The 15,223-nt window shown below is 57.9% G+C and carries 13 protein-coding genes; 3 read left to right on the forward strand and 10 right to left on the reverse strand.

The window, feature by feature from the left end:
• Positions 1 to 24: 24 nt before the first annotated feature.
• The 3 genes from DHV10_RS22685 to DHV10_RS22695 are packed head-to-tail and all read right to left on the reverse strand — an operon-like array spanning position 25 to position 4,883.
• Positions 25 to 2,256: a GH92 family glycosyl hydrolase gene (locus DHV10_RS22685; protein ID WP_109488712.1), complete on the reverse strand. Its 2,232-nt coding sequence runs from the start codon at positions 2,254 to 2,256 to the stop codon at positions 25 to 27.
• Between the two features lie 25 nt (positions 2,257 to 2,281).
• Complete coding sequence (locus DHV10_RS22690; RefSeq protein ID WP_109488713.1) at positions 2,282 to 4,117, reverse strand: hypothetical protein; 1,836 nt, start codon at positions 4,115 to 4,117, stop codon at positions 2,282 to 2,284.
• Positions 4,110 to 4,883 (reverse strand): ABC transporter ATP-binding protein, encoded by a 774-nt coding sequence (locus tag DHV10_RS22695; RefSeq protein ID WP_109488714.1) that lies wholly within the window; start codon positions 4,881 to 4,883, stop codon positions 4,110 to 4,112. The genes DHV10_RS22690 and DHV10_RS22695 overlap by 8 nt, the downstream gene beginning before the upstream one ends.
• 83 nt (positions 4,884 to 4,966) lie before the next feature.
• On the opposite strand from DHV10_RS22695, the gene DHV10_RS22700 reads away from it, so the two are divergent.
• A complete protein-coding gene (locus tag DHV10_RS22700; protein ID WP_109488715.1) occupies positions 4,967 to 5,284 on the forward strand; it encodes a PadR family transcriptional regulator in 318 nt (105 codons plus the stop codon).
• The gene (locus DHV10_RS22705; protein WP_109488716.1) at positions 5,281 to 6,780 is read left to right on the forward strand and encodes an ABC transporter permease; all 1,500 of its coding nucleotides are present in this window, start codon (positions 5,281 to 5,283) and stop codon (positions 6,778 to 6,780) included. The genes DHV10_RS22700 and DHV10_RS22705 overlap by 4 nt, the downstream gene beginning before the upstream one ends.
• 35 nt (positions 6,781 to 6,815) lie before the next feature.
• Here the strand turns inward: DHV10_RS22705 and hldE are convergent, their stop codons facing one another.
• Both hldE and DHV10_RS22715 read right to left on the reverse strand, forming a co-directional pair.
• Complete coding sequence (gene hldE / locus DHV10_RS22710; RefSeq protein WP_109488717.1) at positions 6,816 to 8,279, reverse strand: bifunctional D-glycero-beta-D-manno-heptose-7-phosphate kinase/D-glycero-beta-D-manno-heptose 1-phosphate adenylyltransferase HldE; 1,464 nt, start codon at positions 8,277 to 8,279, stop codon at positions 6,816 to 6,818.
• A complete protein-coding gene (locus DHV10_RS22715) occupies positions 8,272 to 8,886 on the reverse strand; it encodes a D-sedoheptulose-7-phosphate isomerase (RefSeq protein ID WP_109488718.1) in 615 nt (204 codons plus the stop codon). Before DHV10_RS22715 ends, hldE begins: the two co-directional genes overlap by 8 nt.
• A gap of 75 nt (positions 8,887 to 8,961) precedes the next feature.
• Here DHV10_RS22715 and DHV10_RS22720 point away from each other — a divergent pair, with 75 nt between their 5' ends.
• A complete protein-coding gene (locus DHV10_RS22720) occupies positions 8,962 to 9,549 on the forward strand; it encodes a D-glycero-alpha-D-manno-heptose-1,7-bisphosphate 7-phosphatase (protein WP_239462006.1) in 588 nt (195 codons plus the stop codon).
• A 68-nt stretch (positions 9,550 to 9,617) separates the two neighbouring features.
• Here the strand turns inward: DHV10_RS22720 and DHV10_RS22725 are convergent, their stop codons facing one another.
• The 5 genes from DHV10_RS22725 to DHV10_RS22745 all read right to left on the reverse strand — a co-directional run bounded on the left by DHV10_RS22725 (position 9,618) and on the right by DHV10_RS22745 (position 15,195).
• Positions 9,618 to 11,054 carry a lipopolysaccharide biosynthesis protein gene (locus tag DHV10_RS22725; protein ID WP_162601804.1) on the reverse strand — a complete coding sequence of 479 codons (1,437 nt, stop codon included), beginning with the start codon at positions 11,052 to 11,054 and terminating at the stop codon, positions 9,618 to 9,620.
• 7 nt (positions 11,055 to 11,061) lie between these two features.
• Complete coding sequence (locus DHV10_RS22730; RefSeq protein ID WP_109488721.1) at positions 11,062 to 12,198, reverse strand: NAD-dependent epimerase/dehydratase family protein; 1,137 nt, start codon at positions 12,196 to 12,198, stop codon at positions 11,062 to 11,064.
• Entirely contained in the window at positions 12,195 to 12,653 is a 459-nt protein-coding gene (locus DHV10_RS22735; protein WP_109488722.1) for an acyltransferase, read from the reverse strand. The genes DHV10_RS22730 and DHV10_RS22735 overlap by 4 nt, the downstream gene beginning before the upstream one ends.
• A 158-nt stretch (positions 12,654 to 12,811) precedes the next feature.
• The gene (locus DHV10_RS22740; RefSeq protein ID WP_109488723.1) at positions 12,812 to 14,104 is read right to left on the reverse strand and encodes a glycosyltransferase family 9 protein; all 1,293 of its coding nucleotides are present in this window, start codon (positions 14,102 to 14,104) and stop codon (positions 12,812 to 12,814) included.
• Positions 14,101 to 15,195, reverse strand: coding sequence for a glycosyltransferase family 4 protein (locus DHV10_RS22745; RefSeq protein WP_162601805.1), 1,095 nt, complete (start codon positions 15,193 to 15,195; stop codon positions 14,101 to 14,103). The genes DHV10_RS22740 and DHV10_RS22745 overlap by 4 nt, the downstream gene beginning before the upstream one ends.
• Between the last annotated feature and the right edge of the window lie 28 nt (positions 15,196 to 15,223).

Raw genomic sequence — 15,223 nt, forward strand, 5'->3', positions numbered from 1 at the left:
TCTCCGCAAGGCCGCACTTCCACTTCAGTTCACCGCAATCGGAGTCGGTCTCCACGCGCTTCCCCACTCCGACGGCTTCGCTCCCATCACGAAGTGCAGCACGCCCCCGGTCTGGATCTCTTCCCACGTGATGACCGGAATCGTCAGTTCCTTGCCATTCAGTGTCGCGCTTTGAATGTAGACATTCTTCTCAGAGTTGCCGCTCGCCTCCACTCGAAAGGTCTTTCCATTGCCCAGCGTCAGCGACATCTGCTCGAACATCGGACTTCCAATCATGTACTCCCCGCTCGCCGGATTAACCGGGTAGAAGCCCAAAGCCGTGAACAGCAGCCACGCCGACATCTGCCCGCAATCGTCATCCCCATCGAGACCACCAGGCGTAGCGTCATATTCTTTCGCGGCGATCTCGCGAACCTTCGCCTGTGTCTTCCAGGGCTGGCCCGCGAAATCATACAAGTACCCGTAGTGATGGCTCGGCTCGTTGCTATGCACGTTATGGCCGCCGCTGAAGTGCTGGTCCAGTTTGCTGCTGTACTTCTCCGCTCCGCCCATCAATTCAAGCAGCCCCGCCTGATCGTGAAACGGCGACCAGGTGTAGACCCAAGCATCACCCTCAGTCCAGCCGGAGACAGATCGGTTCCGGTCGTCATCCTTCTCGCCGCCGATCGGTGCCCACTTCCCGTCCGACGTTTTCCCATTCATCAATCCCAGCGCCGGGTTGTAGAGTTTGCGATCGTTCAACGACCGCTTCAGAAAGAATCTGTACTCATCCGTTTTCCCCAGCGCCTTCGCAATCTGCGCAACGCACCAGTCATCATAGCTGTCCTCCAGAGTGCGAGAAGCCGCTTCATCTGTCTTGTCGGTGGGGATAAACCCAAGCTGCTTATAGTAGGTCAGCCCGGCTCGCGCCTCATACGGCGTATGCTCTTCCCGGTCCAGCCACCGCCGCGTCGTATCGCCATCCGGAGGCGTCATCGCATCCTTGTAGACCGCCTGCCATGCCAAATCCCGATCGAAGCCGTGGAATCCCTTCCGGACTGCCTCCGCCACCAGCGAATCCGCATGCGTAGCGATCATGATGTTCGTGTAGCTCGGATTCGGCCACTTCGGCATCCAGCCGCCCTCTTTGAAGTTCTGCAGCAGCGCCGTAATCATCCCATCGACGCGTTCCGGCGCCAGCAGCGTCAGCATGCTGTTCTCTGCGCGAAACGTATCCCAGATCGAGTACGCCGTATAGCTCTCGCCCTCGTGGATCCTGTCATCGAACGCGCTGTAATAGCGACCGTACTCGGAAAACATACGCGGATACAGCAGCGCGTGATACATCGCCGTGTAGATCAGCGTCCTGTCTCGATCCCGCACGCCGCCGAGTTGAACGCGCGAGAGCTTCTCATTCCACTGCTGCCTTAGCTTTGCCTGAACAGCGTCGAAATTCCAGTCAGGCATCTCACGCTTCAAATTCTCACGCGCCTGCTCGATGCTGATGAACGATGTTCCAACGCGCACCAGCACCACTTGCTTGGGCTCGAACTCCGCGTATGCTCCTCGGCTGCTCGCAGCCTTGGCATCCTCCATCCCATACGTCTTCATGTTGACCGGCGCATGCTCAAACTCCACGACGAAATATCCCTTGAAGTTTGGCAATGCCAGCAGACCCAGATGTGCGTCCATGCGATGCGGGTTGTAACCGGTAATTTCGTGCGTTTCCGAATTCACCGACGCAGAACCCGCAATCCCCGGCCGTGATGCCTCAATGATCACGCGCGCCTGCGCACCCTTCGGAAACGTGAATCGAAACATCCCGCAGCGCTTGGTGGCTGTCATCTCCGCGAGAATCTTCCCATCTCCGCCGCTACCCAGCGACACGCGATAGTAGTCCGGACGCGCCGTCTCCGTTCCATGGCTATACGCCATCTTCCGCGCCTCAGGCTCAGTCCGCAGTTCGCCCGTCTGCGGAATCACCGTAACGTACCCGTAGTCCCCCATCCATATAGCCGGCTGATGCGTGCCGATAAAACCCGAGATCGTCGGATCATCGTAGTTGTACGAGACAACGCTGATCTTGTTCTGTCTTGTCTGCGGTGTCCAGTTCGTCATTCCGAACGGCGGCGTAACGAACGGCATCGTCCCGCCGTAACCGATGGCGCTCTTCTGCGTACCCACCAGCGGATTCACATAAGCGACTGCATCCTTTTCGGCAGCCGCCGCCGACAGCGTACCGATCGCAACAACCGCAAGCGCGGCAATCCTCTTCATACCGGGCAATTGTAATTGCCGCGATTTAGTACCTCAGCCCCAGTCGCATCGGGAATTCGTCTTCGCCCTCTTCCACCTCAGCCTGCGCACTGTTGATCCTCACCGCTTCGCGATGGCGGTAGCGAAACCAGAGATGCACCACAAGCACCACCAGCGCTGCCCCCGCGAAGTGCGCCCAACTAATCTCCGTCCACATCTCCGCCCCAAGAGCGCCTGCCGTCACAAACGGAAAGAACGTGAAAAACTTCAGAAGAATAAACGCGATATTCGGCTTCTCTCCGGCCGCCTCTCCTGTAAACGGGACAGTGAGTACCTGCGCGAAAACAGCATCGGTCAAGATGACGCACAGGCCCACGCCCACCAGCAGCTGAGCTGCAGCCGAATGTCCGCCGAGCAACTCCGGAGGCGCGACAGCCCTCAACCCCAAAACCACCAACACGGTCACGACCACCGCGCACGCCAGCACCCACACCTTCACAGCCCGCAACTCCTGAATCGCTGCGCCAAAGTGCGCCGGCCTGCCATGCGTGAATCTGAAGACCCATCCACCCCGCTGATTGCCCGATGAAACAAACGCCGTGCGCAAGCCCACCGTGACCCAGAACGCCACGATCCCCGCCGCCGCCCGAATGCCGTCTGCCGATGCCTCCGCCCGCAGGCTTCCACGAACCACGTCCAGGCGAAGAACAGTCGCAATCAACACCGACAGCCCCACCCCGCCGTACAGCACAAGGTAGATCCGGTACCGAGGCAGTCGCAGCAGGGTCTGGTTAATGAAATGGAACACAGCGCGGCCAATCGGCTTCCGCACAAGCAGCGTATGAGCCGCCGTATTCGCCGGAGCGAGCGCCCCGTTCTTGTTCCGCCGCGTGACCGCTCCTTCCACCAGATTCTTCACGCGCCGGACATATGCGATCGGATAAGCGCATATCGCGATTGCCGTTGCACTTGCCAGCGCAACCCAGCCGATCGTCTGCAGTGTTCGGAACTCTTCAATCGCCTCCGGCCCACCGAGCACATTCTGGTACATGCCCAGAAACCAGTAAGGAGGGAACAGCCACATCGCACGATTGCCCGACTGCAGCAGCGATGGTGTCACTCCCGACAACACCGGAAAAAGCAGCAGAAGCATCACCAGTCCCGCAACCGCCCCTCCCTGCAGCAACAGCGACACCTTGCGAAATACCCGTTCTCCGAACAAAGCCAGCAGCACGCTCTGCGCCGCCACAATCGAGAACGCAGCAAACAGCCCGCTCCCGGCCACCGCAGCCAAATGTCCCGCCTCCAATCGCATCAGGCTCGGCGGATCAGTTGACATCGGCAGAACGATCGGCGCCAGAAAGTTCGCATCGAACAAAAACGCCCCGATCAGCAGCCCGATCGCCGCGACCCTGCCCATGAACACGCGACGCGCCTTGATCGGCAGCGTTCCCATCACCTGAACGTCAAGCAGGTCGGGAAAAAACAGGTCCCACTCAAACACCGTGATCAGGCCCATTACCACAAACGAATAAATCACGAAGAAGAAATGATGATTTACCTGCACCCAGTACGGCGGCGGCCCCGGCGCAACGCCCGGATGCGGCGGATAGACAATGACAGGGTGGTATAAGGGCCACAAATACACCGCAACCATGAGCCCCGGCAGCCCAGCCGCGAACGCCAGTTGCACCAGTCTCGTCTTAGCGTCCCCATCCGCCGAAGCTGTCTCGTGATTAAAGAACCTTTCCAAAAAGTGCCGCACCAGAAGCTCAAACTGGCTGCGCTTCGGCTCCCGCACCGGCCCCATGGCAGCCTGCACATTCAAGGACATCACCGCGGGCGGCGCATCAACAATCAGTCTCTGGAATCCATCACCCATGGGCAATCCTCATGACCTCGACGATTCTCTCCGCAGTTACTCGCGTATCCTGCTGCTCAACCAGTTGCGCGAAGACGCTCTCCAGGCTCGGCAGTCCCTTCAGCGCGATCAGCTCTCGCGGCGGCGCATCCGCCAGCACTCGCCCCTTGCCAATCACAATCACGCGATCGCACACCTGTTCCACCGTCTCAAGAACATGCGAGATGTACAGCACCGCCTTGCCTCGAGCGGCAAGCATCTCCAGCAGGTCTTTGAAGAGCCGCGACGAAACCACATCCAGTCCCGATAGCGGTTCATCGAAGATCAGCAGTTTCGGATCGTGCAGCAGCGCGGCCGCAATCAACACCCTCTGCCGCATGCCCTTCGAATACGATGAGATCGGCGAGTATTGCCAGGACTGCAGGTTCAGCAACGCTAGCAGTTCCGTGGCTTTTCTCTCAATCAGCCCCTCATCCATTCCTCTCAGCCGCCCGATCAGCTGCAAATACTCCAGGCCCGAGAGGTACGAGTATAGATGTGCTTCCTCCGGCACATATCCCAGCACAGCCCTGAAGCTCTCCATGTCCTCCCGGATATTCCTACCCTCAAACAGCACCTTGCCGTCGTCGGGCCGCAGCATCCCGGTGATCATCTTTACGGTGGTCGACTTCCCCGCCCCGTTCGGTCCCAGAAAACCAACGATCTCTCCGGCACCCACACTGAAGCTCACATCGATCACTGCCGGAATCGTTCGGAAACTGCGGTAGAGACGCTGAACTTGAAGCACGATCGGACCCCCTATGTAGCATTCAGCATTGCTATGGATTTTCCAGTTGTCAAGTAGATTTCTACATAGCTACAATGCCCTGCATGGCCGCCGAGGCAAAACTCTCTCACACCGCCGCCATGATCCTTCAGGCGATTTCTGTCGGTTATGTCTACGGCTTCAGCATCATGGAAGTCACCGGGCTCCCCAGCGGCACCGTATACCCCGCCATGCGCCGCCTCGAACGCGACGACCTGATCCGCTCCCAGTGGGAACGCCAATCCATTGCAGACGCGGAGCAACGCCCGCCACGCAAGTACTACAAGCTCACAACCGCCGGACGGACCACGCTCGACGCTTCCCGCAAGCGCTACCCCTTGCTCGAGCGGCTCATGCCGACAGAGGAGGCTCGCTCCGTATGAAATCTCCTTCCGATGTCGCCTTCTCCGCGCTTCAGCGGACCGCGTTGCATACCGCCTCCCTTCTCGTACCCGCCGCCGAACGCCAAGACTGGCGTTGCGAGTGGCTCTCCGAGCTCTGGCATGTGCGCAGTTCCTATCTCCGCCTCGACGACACCCTCTCCCTGCAATCTCAGAGCGAAATCACCTGGTTCTGCCTCGGTGCCTTCTCCGATGCGCTCTGCGTCCGTGAACTCGCCACCGCATCCGGCCACCCCCGGTCGCATATGCACGGATCTGCCGCACAGCCCCTACTCTGGCTGGCCGCGATCCTGCTGCTCTGCTTCCTGATCACCAGCCTCCTCCCGGGCGTCCGTGCGGAACGCGAAGCCGCGCAGTTCCTCGTCAATCCAAACGCACTCATAATCTCTGAAGCCGCCGACCACAGCTGGAAACCCTCAATACCCGCCGGCCTTTACCTCAACTGGAAGTACACCCACCAGCGCTTCTTCCAGGACTTGGCTTTCTACCACGTCAGCCGCGAAACTGCTCATGCCGGCTCCGCCCGCATCTTGTGGAACGTCGCTCGCTCTTCGCTGAATCTCTTCAGCCTTCTTGGGGTGCCGCTGAAGCAGGCATTCGACGACAACTCCGGCCTACCCTCGGTAGTTCTGAGCAACGAAACCTGGATACGCTCGTTCGCTGGAGACCCCAGCGTCACGGGCAAGGTCGTTCGCATCGGAAACAGCAACGCCCGCATCGCCGGTGTTGCTCCCGCCGCGGCTTGGCAGCTCCCCGGCGCGCCCGACGTCTGGTTGCTTCAATCAGACACCCAGATCGCCACGGATCTGCCCTATAAAACCCGCGGCTTCCTCGTCGCTCAGCTCTCCGAGCGCGGGCTCGACGCCATGCAGCAATCCGGGGACAGCATCTCGGCCCACAACCTCGAAGACATGCTGATCGACCTCTCAGCCACGCCCATCAGCGCGCCCGTCGAGGGTCCCTGGAACCTCTACGGATTCGCCTTGTTCTTGGCGCTCGTCGCGCTCCCCGCGGTCTCTTCCGTTTCCCTCGGGGAAACACAAATGACCAACCACCGCATCTCGTCCAGAGAGGGCCTGCGCCGCTTCTGCTTTCTTGGTGGCAAATTCATCCTCGTGGCCGGCATAGGGCTCTTCGCGTCCTTCGACATCGCCTACTGCTATACGGCTAGCTTTTCGCCCGCAGCCGAATGCCTCCAGCTAGTCTCCTGCTTCGCAATTTGTCTGTTCGGCTTTCGCTGGGCTCTTGCTGACCAGCGCCACCGCTGCCCGGTCTGCCTCCGCCGCGTCACCAATCCCGCCAGCGTCGGCCTGGCCTCGCGCACCTTCCTCGGCTGGAACGGCACAGAGATGATCTGCATGGGCGGCCACACTCTTCTCCACGTCCCCGCCCTCCCCACCAGCTGGTTCAGCGACCAGCGCTGGCTCTACCTCGACAGCTCCTGGCAATTCCTCTTCGCCGACCCCGGGATCTACTGATCTTCATCCCGACTCAAATGAGCTAAATTCCCGCGCTACCGCTTGCTCTTCTCGATCAGCCTTGTCGTCGAGAACCCCTCCACCGTTGGCACGATTCTCACCTCGCCACCCCAGGACTGAACCTCTCTCGCCCCCACGACAGTCTCAGGATTGTAGTCGCCACCTTTCACGATCACGTCCGGCCGCACCGCAAAGACCAGCTGAAGCGGAGTGGGATCATCGAAAACAGTAACCGCGTCTACTGAACCGAGCGCAGCAAGCACCCGGGCACGCGCGGACTCATCCACGATCGGACGATCCGGCCCTTTGAGACGTGAAACAGATCGATCGCTGTTGATGGCAACAATCAACCGATCGCCTAGCTGACGGGCCTGTTCGATGACAGTAATGTGTCCGATGTGCAATAGATCGAAGCACCCATTGGTAAAAACTACGCGCTCGCCATTCTGCTTCCACAGAGCGACCCGCATCGCTAATTCGTCTCGAGATACCACCTTGCTATGTGCCTGCAATGCGAGCTCGGGAGTCAGAGCGGCCAGAAATTCGTGCTTCTCGATCGGTACAGTGCCGACCTTCTCCACGACTACACCCGCTGCAACATTTGCGAGACGAATAGCAATTTCGGGGGAAAGTCCCGAGGCAAGACTCAAAGCAAGAACAGCAACGACAGTATCGCCGGCGCCAGAAACGTCGAATACCTGACGCGCTTTGGCAGCGGCAAGTGTCCTCCGGTCCGATCGCACTAGGGCGATGCCCTTCTCGCTCAAGGTCGCCGTTAGAAAGTCCAATTTGTATTTGGATACCATCTGCTGTGCTGCATCAAGCAACACATCCAGATCTCTCGTCTCCAAGCCGGAAGCGCGACTCAACTCGTTCAGATTTGGACAGATCGTGGATGCGCCGGCATAGCGTGAGAAGTCTGTGCTCTTGGGATCAACGAGAATTGGAATTCCAGCCTCGCGCGCAGCACAGATGATGCTCTGGCATACCTCGGGAGTGAGAACTCCCTTGGCGTAATCTGAGAGAATCACCGCATGACACGAAGAGATGTGCTGCAGTGACGTATCGATCAGGCGTTGCTGATCCTCAGCAGAGCGCGGCCCGAGACGCTCTCGGTCCAAACGTAACATCTGCTGCTTTCCCCCAACGATCCGCAGCTTCGTGATGGTCGGGAACTCGCGACATTGGACAAAGCGCGCAGTGATCCCGTTGTCGGAAACAATGCTCAGGAGCAGCTTTTCGTCCTCGTCGTCACCCGTGTACCCGACAACCAGGACCTCCGCGCCAAGCCGCACCAGGTTCATCGCGACGTTTGCCGCGCCGCCCGGCTGATGGCTTTGGTGATTGAAATGAACAACTGGTACAGGGGCTTCTGGCGAAATGCGGCTGACCTCTCCCCATACATATTTGTCGATCATCACGTCCCCAACGACGAGCAGTCGCCGGGAACGCCACCCCTGTTCGATGTCCCGAATTATTTCGTCCAGCCGCTCAAGCACTTATCTGATTCCCGACTTTCGGATTTTCCTCATACGCCCAATGCAGATCCACCCAGTCACAGAGCATGTGGCCCGCAAGGATATGTGTCTCCTGAACTCGAGCGGTCTCAGAGGCATCAATTGCAAGGAGGTGATCGGCCAGGTGCGCCATCTTGCCACCACCACGTCCCGTGAAGGCGACGGTTGAAACGCCGATTCCGCGGCCCCTCTCGAGTGCAGCAACAACATTCGGGCTGTTGCCCGAGGTAGATATGCCGACCAGCACGTCGCCGGCACGGGCCAGCGCTTCCACCTGTCGCGAAAACACCGAATCATACCCGTAGTCGTTGGCCACTGCAGTCAGGATCGAAGTATCCGTTGTAAGAGCTATGGACGGCAGCCCAACTCGTTCTCGGCGAAATCGGCCTACGAGTTCGGCAGCGAGGTGCTGCGAGTCGGCCGCACTGCCGCCATTTCCGCAGAACAGAATCTTTCCACCACTTCGAAGAGACGAGAGCATCACCCTCGCAATCGCCGCAAGCACCTCTGTCTTCTCAGAAAGTTGACGAACGGTATCAATGTGAGTCGCGATGGTTGTTCGGAAAACTTCTTCGCCTTCTCGGTTCATCTTTGGCTAACTCGAGACATGAGGAATTCTGACGTGCGCCGTACCGGCTCGGATTGCACTGCTATCATAGCAAACGTGCTCTCCCAGTCTGGTTCGGCCGGCTATCAATTGAAGACAGTATTCCTTGACCGTGACGGAGTCATCAATAAGAAGATGCCGGAGAGACAATACGTCCGAACGATCGACGAGTTTCAACTGCTCCCGGGAGTTGCCGAGGCAATTGCACAGATGAATCGTGCGGGAATGCGGGTCATTGTCCTCTCCAACCAGCGCGGCATCGCTCTTGGTCTCTATAGCGCTGCGGCAGTCGATGCAATCCATCAACACCTCCAGTCCGAACTCCGCCGGTCCCAGGCCCGGATAGACGCATTTTTCTATTGCCCTCACGACAAAAGCTCGTGCAATTGCCGCAAGCCGCTGCCGGGACTGTATGAGCAAGCCAGGAAGCAGTTCCCGGACCTCTCACCTGAGACCAGCGTTATGGTCGGCGATTCCCTATCAGACATCGAGTTTGGCTCGGCTTTGGGCATGCGAACCGTATGGATTGCAGGCCCCGAACAGAACCGCAAGCGCGGGTGGGAGACTGCCGCAAAGGCGGCTGACCTGAGCTTCGCCTCCCTGCCCCAGGCAGTTGAGGAGTTAATGAAACTAAGCTCTTTGTAAATTCCCGTGTAAGACAAGCTCGCCTAAAGGAGATCGCGAAGCCGTGCATGGCAAGCAGCCTGAGAAGCTCACTGGCCATTCAGCTTCTGCTGACGGAGAACCTTCAGCGTTTCGACGCTCTGGGGAACGATCAAGACGGCAATGTACGAGAGAATGGTTCCCAGAATGACGCCCGTAGCCCCGATCCGCTGCACAAGCCAAATAGAAAGGGCCAGATTCACAATTGCCGCAGCCACTGAGCACCATGCCTGGATTCGCGTTTGCCCCCTCGAAGCCAGCACGGTGGCTGTGTTGTTCATATACGTGCTGATGACCACCCACACGCCCATTAGCACGATCAAGGTCTGCGTTGGCACTGCGGCGTCGGTAGCCCATAGCCGGATCAAAGGACGACCACTGAGAGCGAATGCGCCGGCCATGAGGACAGAGACGGACATCGTGACTGCCATGATACGCCGAAACGCCGCACGGACCCAGGTAAGATCGCCGCGATCAAAGGCTTCGCTGAATGCGGGCCAGAGCGCCGGAGTGATAAGCGTTTGAACAATGGCAGCATAGCCGACTAAGCGCCAGGCAACGCTGTATCTAGCTACCTCAGCTGGCCCCAGATAATGCGTAATGATCAGATTGTCACTGTTGAAGACAACGAGCCCTGCGATCTGGATTATGAAGAACTCGAGCCCTTGGCGCATCATGCGCTTGGCTGCTTCACCGCTAAGATGCGCTATTTGTGGGGCCAGCCATGGCTTGCTGAAGCGAATAAGCCATAGTAGGCATATCAAATCAGAACCAACCAGGGCGGCGGAAGATCCGGCAACCATGGCGGGCAGACCACCATGAAGTTTCACAACTATAAGGATGGCCACCAAGTTTCCTGCTCCGCCAATTGCCGTAAACGCGCTTGCTGTCCGAAGCTCCTGATAACCACCAAGAATCTTGGTAGCCAAGCGACAGGGCAAATCGAGCAGGAAGATAATGAAGGCGATCGCGACTGAACGCACGACCTCGGACACTTCAGAGCGTGAGTTCAGCTTCAAAAGGTGGAACCAGTCAAGGTGCGGGAACACGGCAGCGCCGGCTATGCCCATCAGAACTGCGAGCACGGTCATCACCAGCAATGCGGTCGTCGTGTAGCGGCTGGCATGTTCGCGATCATTGCGCGCGTAGGCTTCGGAGACGAAGTTGGTGAGTGAGTTGGCCACACCAAGGTCGAGGACCAGCAGCATGGTGAGTGCGGTGGAGATGATCGTCCAGATCCCAAATCGCTCTCCACCGAGGTAACGAATCGCGATGGGAATGGAGAGAGCGTTGGCCGCGACTACGATACCCTTGCTGGCCACCGCGGACCCGACCGCATGCAACAATCGCTTACCGCGATTCTGCCTTGCCTCAAGAGCCGCATTTAGGTCGGATGTTTCCCCGCCTTCGGAAGACACCCGCAAGGACACTGGATCTTTTCCAGAGAGGAGCGGTGGCGCCAGGTCTCGGCGCGCAGCCTCCTCCAAACTGGCTCTATCTTCCATGCAGCAGGCCGTGTCTTTGCATCTCTTGCAGAGATTGATCGTAGGTGCTGCCGATGGGCTCCCTTTCATTTGCCCACTCTAAGAATTTGCGCAGTCCATCTTGAAATTTCCATGCTGGAGAAAAACCCAGCAACATGCCGGCGCGACTTAGGTCGGCCAACCCATGACGAATGTCGCCCATCCGAAAGTTCCCCGTGACACGAACATTTGACCGGCATCCAAAGAACTTATTTACAGCGCTCGCCACCTGCATCACGGTGGTGCGCTCGTTAGATCCGACATTGCAAACGTGCGTACCAATCAAGCTGCTTTCCACGCATGCGCTCGTTGCCCGAACCACATCATCGATGTAAACGAAGTCACGGCTCTCAAGCCCGTCCTCGAAGACATTTATGTCTTTGCCTGCGCGCGCCAGGGTGGAGAATACAGCCAATATGCCGGTGTATGGATTGTTAAGCGATTGGCCGGGCCCATAAACATTCTGGTATCGCAGTGCGAACGAAGCAATTCCCATTGCTTGTCCAAACATGAGTGTCAACTGTTCCTGCACTTGCTTGGTGAGCCCGTAGAATGATGACGGTTTCAGCGGAGCTTCTTCAGACGTAGCTACGGAAATGCATTTACCACAGCAGACTGGGCAGAGCGGTTCGAAATTCCCGGCAAGCTTGTCGCTGTTCGACCTGGATTCCGGGTACACAGTACCGTGCGCGCCGCATCGGTACGCCCCCTCGCCGTAGATGGCGCGGGATGAGGCGACCACGATCCGTTCAACATGAGCGTTTGAATTTGATATAAGCGCTTGGTACAAATGCGCGGTACCGGCAATGTTGACTTGCTCGTAACGGGCTACTTCGTACATCGACTGGCCAGTGCCCGTTTCGGCCGCCAAGTGTACTACCGTTTCGCAAGACGAGAGCGCCTTAGGCCAGATTTCAGGATCGCGCACATCGCCGCGCAGAAGTTTCGCGTCGTCGCGCAGACCGGCAGGCAATTCTGTGTTCCCGCCGTGAATCTGGGGCGAAAAGTTGTCCAGAATAGTTACCGGGTATCCTCTCGAGAGTAGGTCGATAGCGACTCTCGAACCGATGAACCCTGCTCCCCCAGTGATGAGCACTTCACCCTTCATCGTCCAACCCTTTCGCTTGCGGCTGGCACCACCCATTGCCCCTGGTCGTGCGCATAGACCTTTATCAATTGCGCCGGAGCGCCTGCGATCATGGAAAACGCGGGGAACGAGCGCGTGACAACAGAGTTCGCGCCTACGATACACCACTCGCCTAAAGAGACTCCCGGCAGAATGACCGCTCTATATCCCACGAAGCAATTGGGACCAAGGTAGACGCTTTCGCTCTTGAGAGGTTGCTTCATGATAAGGCCTTGTTGGGGATCAATACCGTGCGCCGAATCAGATATGTACACATGCTCGCTCAGTACGCAGCCAGTCGAGATGACGATTCGGTCGCAGGCGGTCAGATAAACGTGGCGCCCTATGTAGACATCATCGCCGATTTCAATTGAAGGATGAAATTGCTGCCCACCGTACGCAAGAATTGCGTCAATATATGCATGCGAGCGGACCATAGTCTGAGATCCCACTCGGATCACGCGTCTACCATACAGCTTGCGTGGCCAATGTATTGCCGACCCCAAACCGAGAGAGGCGAGCCCGAAGGGTTGGCGAAGCAGAGCTAAATCTCTGCAGATCTTCAGAAGTGAGCGCAGCCGAGCGGGTCGGGAATTCAGCACGGCACACTCCGATCCCTATGTATGTCGGATTTATGCTCTCCCGTAAGCTGCGCTTCCGCAGCCGCGATTACTTGCCGAGGCTCGATTTCAAGAATGCAGTGGGCCCGATCAGCATCGCATCCGGAGATGCACGGCGACTTAGGATTCGTGGGCATGATCTGCAAAACTTTGGGGCCGTTAGGCCGCCATCGCAAAGCGGAGTGTTTGTGAGCCTCATCGCTTCTAAGGGCGAATGCAGTGAGCACAATTGTGGGAATCCCGAGTGCACCCGCCATGTGGCCGGGCCCCGAGTCGTTCCCCAAGAATAGTCTTGCACCGCGGAGAATTGCGGCAAGCTCGTGTAGAGTAGTTTTGCCACCCAGTGAACTGACTACGCCGGGCAGAGCAGCCTCCAACTCTTCGCAAGAAGACAAATCCGCCGGAGCGCCCACGGCGAATGCCGGCAGTCCATAGAAGCGGTGAAGATACGATAGCACTTCGGCGTATCGCTCCGTAGGCCAACGATTGCTCAAGCGGCTTGCACCTGGAGAGACGACGATGTACCCGCCGACAGCGGTTCCGCAGCTTCTCCGCAACACGGATTCAACAAGACTTTTATCCTGGGCTTTGGCTAAGTCAACCAGCGATTTCGTTTCGGAGTCGAGGCCGGATGCGAGCGTCACATCCGGAGAAAGTATCCCGACGCGTTCAAGCAGCCGGATCTGGCGCACACTCTCTGATTCCAGTTCTCCGCCCATAGCAAGGTCTGTGCTGAGGCAATCGAGTAGAGCAGGGCCTCCATCCACGCGCGCTGAGTAGCTCACGTATCGCTCCGCCCAAACCAGGTACATCAGATATCGACTGGCGCGCGCATAGGTGTCTGATCCCCAACGTGGCGAAATCGAGAACGCATAACGATTCGCGCTGAGATTATCTCGGAAACAGCGCACAAGTTCCCGCAGTTCTCGCAGGCGCCAAAAGACGAAACCTCTGTGAGGGACGGCCGGGACCGGAGTTACGTGAACAAATGGCACACTCTGTACAAATGAGGCGACAGCACTGCCCACTGCCACATCGATCCGTGCGTCGGGATGTACAGCGTGCATGCGTTCAAGCAACGGCAGCAGTGCGAGCACATCTCCAAGGCTGTTGTACGGGAAAGAAACAAAAATGGAAGACGCCAACTTCTCCGCAGGTCGCGGAGGCCGGTGCGACGCCTTCACGAAATCTAGGTACAGCTTTGCCCCGGCCGGCAGGGCTGGCGTCTCGAGCAATTTTCTGAATAGTGCGCGAATCGGTTTTTTCATCGGCCCTCAACTTGCAATTGCGGCCGGGGGACCTCGGAAGACCTGCTGATTTTCGCATACAGGTCAAGCAGCCCTTCAGCTAACCGTTCACGAGAAAATGCAGCCGCCCGTGCCAGCGCCTTTCGAGATAATTCGTCACGGCGGTTATCACTTTGCAGCAGATCGACTATGGCTCTGACAGCCGAATCCGGATCGGAGAGAGGGCATACGATCGCACCGTCGCCAGCCACCTCCGGAAGGGAGCCTCCGTCGGATACAACGCAGGGCGTGCCGCTCGCGAGCCCTTCGGCCAACTGGAGCCCAAAGCCCTCGTACTTCGAGAGAGTGATGAACAGTGCAGCATTCCGATAGAGCTTCTGCATATCGCCAGATTCAATGAAGCCAGTCTCAACTGCATTTCGCAACTTCCCTCTCCAACCGGTTTGATCGAGGCCGATAGGCGATCCAGTGATTACGGTTTGAAATGGAATTGCAGTGAAGTCCCGTGCAGCCTCAATTGCCTCTAGTGAGGCCGACAGATTTTTCGTTTTCCAATTGGAAGCGCTCATCACCATGACATACGGTTGCTCGATGCCAAAACGTGCTTTGAGGTGATGCAGCTCTGAAGGATCCTGTGCGGGATGAAATAGATGATGCCGTATGGCGCCGTAGACGCGGGTAACCTTAGGCGGCAGTATGCCGATCACACGAATGATGTCATTGCGGGTGGTGTCCGAGACGCACACGACATGGCTTGCTCGCAGAGCAGATGCGCGGTATCCGGCCCGAACAATGCATCCCCGAAGACCATCATAGATAGGAAAAAGGAACGGCATCACATCGTGGATGGTAATAAGCGTAGGACAGTTCACAAAAAATGGTGCCAGATAGAAGGGCGTGTGCAGCAAATCAAGCCCATCACGCTCGGCCCGGATTGCCAATTGCAACTGCGCAGCGAGCGAGTAGCAGCCCGAATCAAGGCGAATCTTGCGCAGGTTGGGATGAGAAGCCTCAAGTGGCCGCTGAGAAGCTTCGTATGCGACTACTTCCACTCCTCGCGACGCGGCAATCTCCGGCAGAATGCCGAGGACCGTGGTGACATACGTCGCCACGCCATTGTGGTAGTTCCACCGAGCATCA

The sequence above is a fragment of the Occallatibacter savannae genome (genome assembly GCF_003131205.1).
Lineage (GTDB): Bacteria > Acidobacteriota > Terriglobia > Terriglobales > Acidobacteriaceae > Telmatobacter > Telmatobacter savannae.

What these genes read in the sequence shown, in the direction of transcription:
- DHV10_RS22685 (WP_109488712.1), bottom strand. Translation starts at nt 2,256, where the DNA reads ATGAAGAGGATTGCCGCGCTTGCGGTTGTTGCGATCGGTACGCTGTCG.
- DHV10_RS22690 (WP_109488713.1), bottom strand. Translation starts at nt 4,117, where the DNA reads ATGGGTGATGGATTCCAGAGACTGATTGTTGATGCGCCGCCCGCGGTG.
- DHV10_RS22700 (WP_109488715.1), top strand. Translation starts at nt 4,967, where the DNA reads ATGGCCGCCGAGGCAAAACTCTCTCACACCGCCGCCATGATCCTTCAG.
- DHV10_RS22705 (WP_109488716.1), top strand. Translation starts at nt 5,281, where the DNA reads ATGAAATCTCCTTCCGATGTCGCCTTCTCCGCGCTTCAGCGGACCGCG.
- DHV10_RS22715 (WP_109488718.1), bottom strand. Translation starts at nt 8,886, where the DNA reads ATGAACCGAGAAGGCGAAGAAGTTTTCCGAACAACCATCGCGACTCAC.
- DHV10_RS22730 (WP_109488721.1), bottom strand. Translation starts at nt 12,198, where the DNA reads ATGAAGGGTGAAGTGCTCATCACTGGGGGAGCAGGGTTCATCGGTTCG.
- DHV10_RS22735 (WP_109488722.1), bottom strand. Translation starts at nt 12,653, where the DNA reads ATGGTCCGCTCGCATGCATATATTGACGCAATTCTTGCGTACGGTGGG.
- DHV10_RS22740 (WP_109488723.1), bottom strand. Translation starts at nt 14,104, where the DNA reads ATGAAAAAACCGATTCGCGCACTATTCAGAAAATTGCTCGAGACGCCA.